The organism is Petrotoga sp. 9PW.55.5.1, assembly GCF_003265365.1.
Taxonomy (GTDB): Bacteria; Thermotogota; Thermotogae; order Petrotogales; family Petrotogaceae; genus Petrotoga.
Genome location: NZ_AUPM01000030.1, coordinates 1 through 4,493, shown reverse-complemented (window position 1 = coordinate 4,493; position 4,493 = coordinate 1). Strand labels below are relative to the sequence as shown.

Sequence of the window (4,493 nt, the reverse complement as noted above, 5' to 3'; positions counted from 1 at the left end):
CTTTTAGCAAATTATATGTACCACACCCTGTCAGACTTTCAGTCTGACACCCCTCTCAAGAGCGGAATTTAAGCTAATTCTGCTTCTGTGAAGGTAAATCAAAAGCAACTACCCTGTCTGTGACTACACCCCGGCTGCGACAAAGAACGTCGCATCCATCCCTCTCGAGAGGGGAATTCTATTACATTTACCCTTCAAAAAAGGGAATAAAAGCCATTAAACCTCTCAAGAGAGGAATTAAAGCTAATTCTTCAGAATTTCTTTTAGTTCGTCTATGGTTATTTTCAAAATATTTTTCTTTATCTTATTAATCTCTTCTTCGCTTGTTTTCTTTATTTTTTCTTCTATCTCTTTGAATTCTTCCATGTCTTCTTTATATAATAAATGGTCGGGACGACTGGACTTGAACCAGCGACCTTTGGTTCCCGAAACCAACGCGCTACCAACTGCGCTACGCCCCGATCCTCAATAAATCTCTTATTTATTTTATCATATTTTCTTTTCTATGTGAATTGTTTTTGTTATAATTTAAATAGTTAGGAAAACTTATTATAATTTCCAGATAAAATTCGCTGTTAGGAGGCTTCTTAGTTTGAGAAACCAAAATAAGGTTGATATATTTCACACTTCAATATGGAAAGGCTTATTTTCCTTATTAAGAGGAAAAACCGGGTTTAAAATTCACATAAAAGATTTCATTCCTCATCCAACATTAATAAAAAAGGTTTTTACTATAGGTCTCCCAGCCTCTGTTGGCCAATCAGTAACTGCCATAGGATTTTCTATTATTATGGGAGTAGTTGCAAATTTTGGCCCTATTGTAATAAGCGGATATGGAATAGGAAACAGAATAAATAATATGGTTATAATGTTCGCAATGGGTATGTCATTAGCAACAGGAGCCATGGCAGGACAATTCGTTGGTGCTGGGATTCCTGAAAAAGCTGAAGAAACTGTAAAAAAGTCTTCTTTATTGACTTTTGTTGTAATAACCGTCATATCAACATTCTTGTTTTTCTTTGGACAACACATAACTAAATTTTTTATTGACGATCCTGCCGTTATAGCAGTTGGAAAACAATTTTTTAACTATGTTTCTTTTTCTCTCCCATTTTTCGCAACGATGGAAGTTTTTATTGGAACTTTAAGAGGAACTGGTCATACAGTTCTATCTACTATTGTAGATATGGTGAGATTGTGGGGGATAAGGATCCCACTTATATTTTTCTTTGCGGATCTCTTTGGATATGTGGGAATATTTTATGCAATGATAATAAGTAACATCTCAGCAATGTGCTTGGCTTATGTATTTCTTAGATTAGGAAATTGGAAAGAAAAAGTGGTGGAAGAATACGAATAATAGAATACGTTTTTGTGATATAATGGTTAATGAGAACAAAAAAGGAGGAAATTTTAATGTATGATGCAGTTGTTGTTGGATCGGGACCCGGAGGATACGTTGCAGCAATAAGGTTATCCCAATTGGGAAAGAAGGTTGCAGTAGTTGAAAAAGAAGATTTGGGTGGAACCTGTACCAACAAGGGATGCATACCAACTAAAGCGTTATTGACTTCAACACATTTATTCGAAGAAATTACCACAAAATCTAGAAAATTCGGAATAAAGGTTGAAAATATCGATTATGACTTAAATGATATGATAAAACACATGAATAAAGTTGTTCTTCAATCAAAGAAAGGCATAGAGTATTTATTCAAGAAAAATAATATAGATCTGATTAAGGGTGTTGCTAAAATTATTGACAAGAACCACATTGAAGTAGAAGAGCAAAAGTTAGAAACAAAAAATTTAATTCTCGCTCATGGTTCTCAGCCCGTAATCTTTCCCCCATTTGATAAAATAAATGGCATTTGGACTAGCGATGACGTTTTTAAAATGGAAGAACTTCCAGACTCAATTCTTATAATCGGTGGTGGGGTTATTGGCATAGAATTTGCTACTTTTTTTGCAAGTTTAGGAAAAAAAGTTTATGTAGTTGAGTTATTAGACCATATCCTACCAAGTGAAGACCAAGATATTGCAGAAGTTGCTAAGAAGTCTTTGATGAAAAAAGGCGTAGAAATATTAGAAAAGCATAAGGTAACTGAGGTAGTAAAAAAAGAAAGTTCTTACATTTCTAAAGTAGAAAAGGATGGAGAAACAAAAGAAATAGAAAGTTCAAAAATATTAGTCGCTGTTGGTAGAAAACCATTCATCCCTGAAGATATAAAAGAGTTAGGAGTCAATATTGAAAAGGGCGTAAAAACTGATTCATCGATGAGAACAAACATAGAAAACGTATATGCTATTGGAGATATTAGAGCTCATATAATGTTAGCCCATGTTGCCATGTACGAAGGTATAGTGGCTGCTCATAATATTGTGGGTGATGACAAAAAAGCGGATTACAAAGCTGTTCCAAACGTTATCTTTTCTAATCCTGAAATAGCAACAGTAGGCATTAAAGAAAAAGAAATTGATCCCGAGAAAGTAATTATTTCAAAATTTCCAGTTTCAGCTAATGCAAGGGCTAGAACAATGGAAGAAAGAGACGGATTCGTAAAAATCATAGCTGAAAAAGAAAGCAAAAAGATTTTAGGTGTTTCAATTGTTTCACCTAATGCAACAGATATGATAATGGAAGGAGTATTAGCAGTAAAATATGGAATGACGGTATCTCAACTGACTGATTCTATCCATCCACATCCAACTCTTACAGAAAGTATACTTGGAGCAGAAGAAGGAATAGAAGGTATGATTATACATATTTAAAAAATCCCGCTATAAAGCGGGATTTTCTATGTAATTAGAATTATATCGGTTTATTATCCAAAATGTTTTCTATCTCTTCCATAACATCTTCTGTAATCTTTTCTTTAATTTCTGCTGCCTTCACGTTTTCTTTTACTTGCTCAGCTCTACTTGCCCCAGTTATTACAGTACTCACATTAGGATTTTTTAAAAGCCAGGCTATTGCAAGTTGCGCCATTGTGGCTCCTAAATCGTTAGCTATCTTTGTTAGTTTTTTAACCTTTTCAATATTTTCTTGGGACAATAAACCACCTTTCTCAAACTCATCTTTCAAACCTTTAAACCTTGCTAGTCTACTATCTTCGGGTATTCCTTCATTATACTTGCCGGTTAAAACACCGCTTGCTAAAGGACTCCACGTTGTTAAACCTAATCCATACTTTTCATATAGGGGTTTAAATTCTTTTTCAACCTTTTCTCTAACAAACATATTATATTGAGGTTGTTCCATAGTAGGAGCTATTAGGTTTCTCTTATCTGCTATTTGATAAGCCTCCTCTAACTGTTCAGCGCTCCACTCAGAAGTACCCCAATACAATGCTAATCCGTTTCTTATTAAATAATCCATAGCAAACACTGTTTCTTCAATAGGAGTAGTAGGATCAGGTCTATGACAGAAAATAAGATCTACATAATCTAATTGAAGCCTTTTTAGTGAATTCCAAGTGCCTTCTAAAAGATGTTTTCTAGATACTCCTCTGTCGTTAGGACCTTTCCCGCCCCAAAATATTTTGGTAGAAATTACTAGATCTTCTCTTCTATATTCTTTTAAAGCCATTCCCATCAAAGACTCTGAAAGGCCATTAGCATAAGCTTCTGCATTATCAAAAAAATTAATTCCATTCTCATAAGCGGTTCTCAAACTGGCCTTAACGCCTTCAGTATCTAATTGATTCCCAAAAGTAAGCCAAGAACCAAAAGATATCTCACTAACTTTTATACCTGCTTTTCCTAAATTATTGTATTTCATAAACAGCCTCCTTTTTCAAGTATTTTAATATTATAATTAGTTTATTCTCCTTACTAATAATTATACCACATTTTAATCCAAGTTATTTTATCAGACTTTATTTTTATGAAAGCATCTATTTTTTTTGTGCAAAAATTAAATCTCATAATCGAACATATAAAGTTAATCAAATCTAATATGGGAGGCCGTATTAGATCATAATAGATTGTCATTAAAAGAGTAAATTGGTTGTCGCCTTTTAAAGTTCTATTTATCTATCTTTCTTCATTCACCTTTTCTAGAATCTCTTTCAACATCTCTTCTGTGAACTCGCCTTTTCCAAAGTTAATTAGACCTCTTAAAGGCATATATTTCATCATTGCTAAGATTATCTCATTATTTCTATGTTCATCTTGTTCAAATGGTCCTCCAGATTGACTAAATTTTTGTAAGAATTCGTTTATTATTTGAACACCTACTGGATCTTCCATTAAATCTCCCACTGTTGAGTTTCTGTGAAATTTCTTTTTTATTTTAACCGTTGAGTTTACTTTTACTTTTTCTTTCAATACTATCTCTTTTGATGATTTCCCTATTAGTATTTCAAACTCTCCACTTTCTACATGCCAGTCTTTTATTTCTGGATTGTAATATGCAAATGCCCTTTTGTCTAAAGTTGTAACTGTTTATCTTATTCTTTTTCTTCTTGTTTTGTTTCTATTCCTTAATTTTT

The 4,493-nt window shown here is 33.3% G+C and carries 5 protein-coding genes and 1 tRNA gene; 2 read left to right on the top strand and 4 right to left on the bottom strand.

Going from position 1 to position 4,493, the window contains the following annotated elements:
- Nucleotides 1–243: 243 nt before the first annotated feature.
- Nucleotides 244–366: a hypothetical protein gene (locus PW5551_RS10665; RefSeq protein ID WP_255420119.1), complete on the bottom strand. Its 123-nt coding sequence runs from the start codon at nucleotides 364–366 to the stop codon at nucleotides 244–246.
- A 19-nt stretch (nucleotides 367–385) separates the two neighbouring features.
- Nucleotides 386–461 (bottom strand) — tRNA-Pro (locus tag PW5551_RS04450).
- Between the two features lie 131 nt (nucleotides 462–592).
- Between PW5551_RS04450 and PW5551_RS04445 the strand changes: the two genes are divergently transcribed.
- Nucleotides 593–1,360 (top strand): MATE family efflux transporter, encoded by a 768-nt coding sequence (locus PW5551_RS04445; RefSeq protein ID WP_158526136.1) that lies wholly within the window; start codon nucleotides 593–595, stop codon nucleotides 1,358–1,360.
- 56 nt (nucleotides 1,361–1,416) lie between these two features.
- The gene (gene lpdA, locus PW5551_RS04440; RefSeq protein WP_113074594.1) at nucleotides 1,417–2,772 is read left to right on the top strand and encodes a dihydrolipoyl dehydrogenase; all 1,356 of its coding nucleotides are present in this window, start codon (nucleotides 1,417–1,419) and stop codon (nucleotides 2,770–2,772) included.
- 40 nt (nucleotides 2,773–2,812) lie between these two features.
- Here lpdA and PW5551_RS04435 read toward each other — a convergent pair whose 3' ends face one another.
- Both PW5551_RS04435 and PW5551_RS04430 read right to left on the bottom strand, forming a co-directional pair.
- Nucleotides 2,813–3,781 carry an aldo/keto reductase gene (locus tag PW5551_RS04435; protein WP_113074593.1) on the bottom strand — a complete coding sequence of 323 codons (969 nt, stop codon included), beginning with the start codon at nucleotides 3,779–3,781 and terminating at the stop codon, nucleotides 2,813–2,815.
- A gap of 254 nt (nucleotides 3,782–4,035) precedes the next feature.
- Nucleotides 4,036–4,329, bottom strand: a complete 294-nt coding sequence (locus tag PW5551_RS04430) for a hypothetical protein (protein WP_233488434.1) — start codon at nucleotides 4,327–4,329, stop codon at nucleotides 4,036–4,038.
- Nucleotides 4,330–4,493 lie beyond the last annotated feature (164 nt).

Excerpts from the sequence above, each read along its gene's own strand:
- PW5551_RS10665 (WP_255420119.1), bottom strand. The coding sequence starts at position 366 with ATGGAAGAATTCAAAGAGATAGAAGAAAAAATAAAGAAAACAAGCGAA.
- lpdA (WP_113074594.1), top strand. The coding sequence starts at position 1,417 with ATGTATGATGCAGTTGTTGTTGGATCGGGACCCGGAGGATACGTTGCA.
- PW5551_RS04435 (WP_113074593.1), bottom strand. The coding sequence starts at position 3,781 with ATGAAATACAATAATTTAGGAAAAGCAGGTATAAAAGTTAGTGAGATA.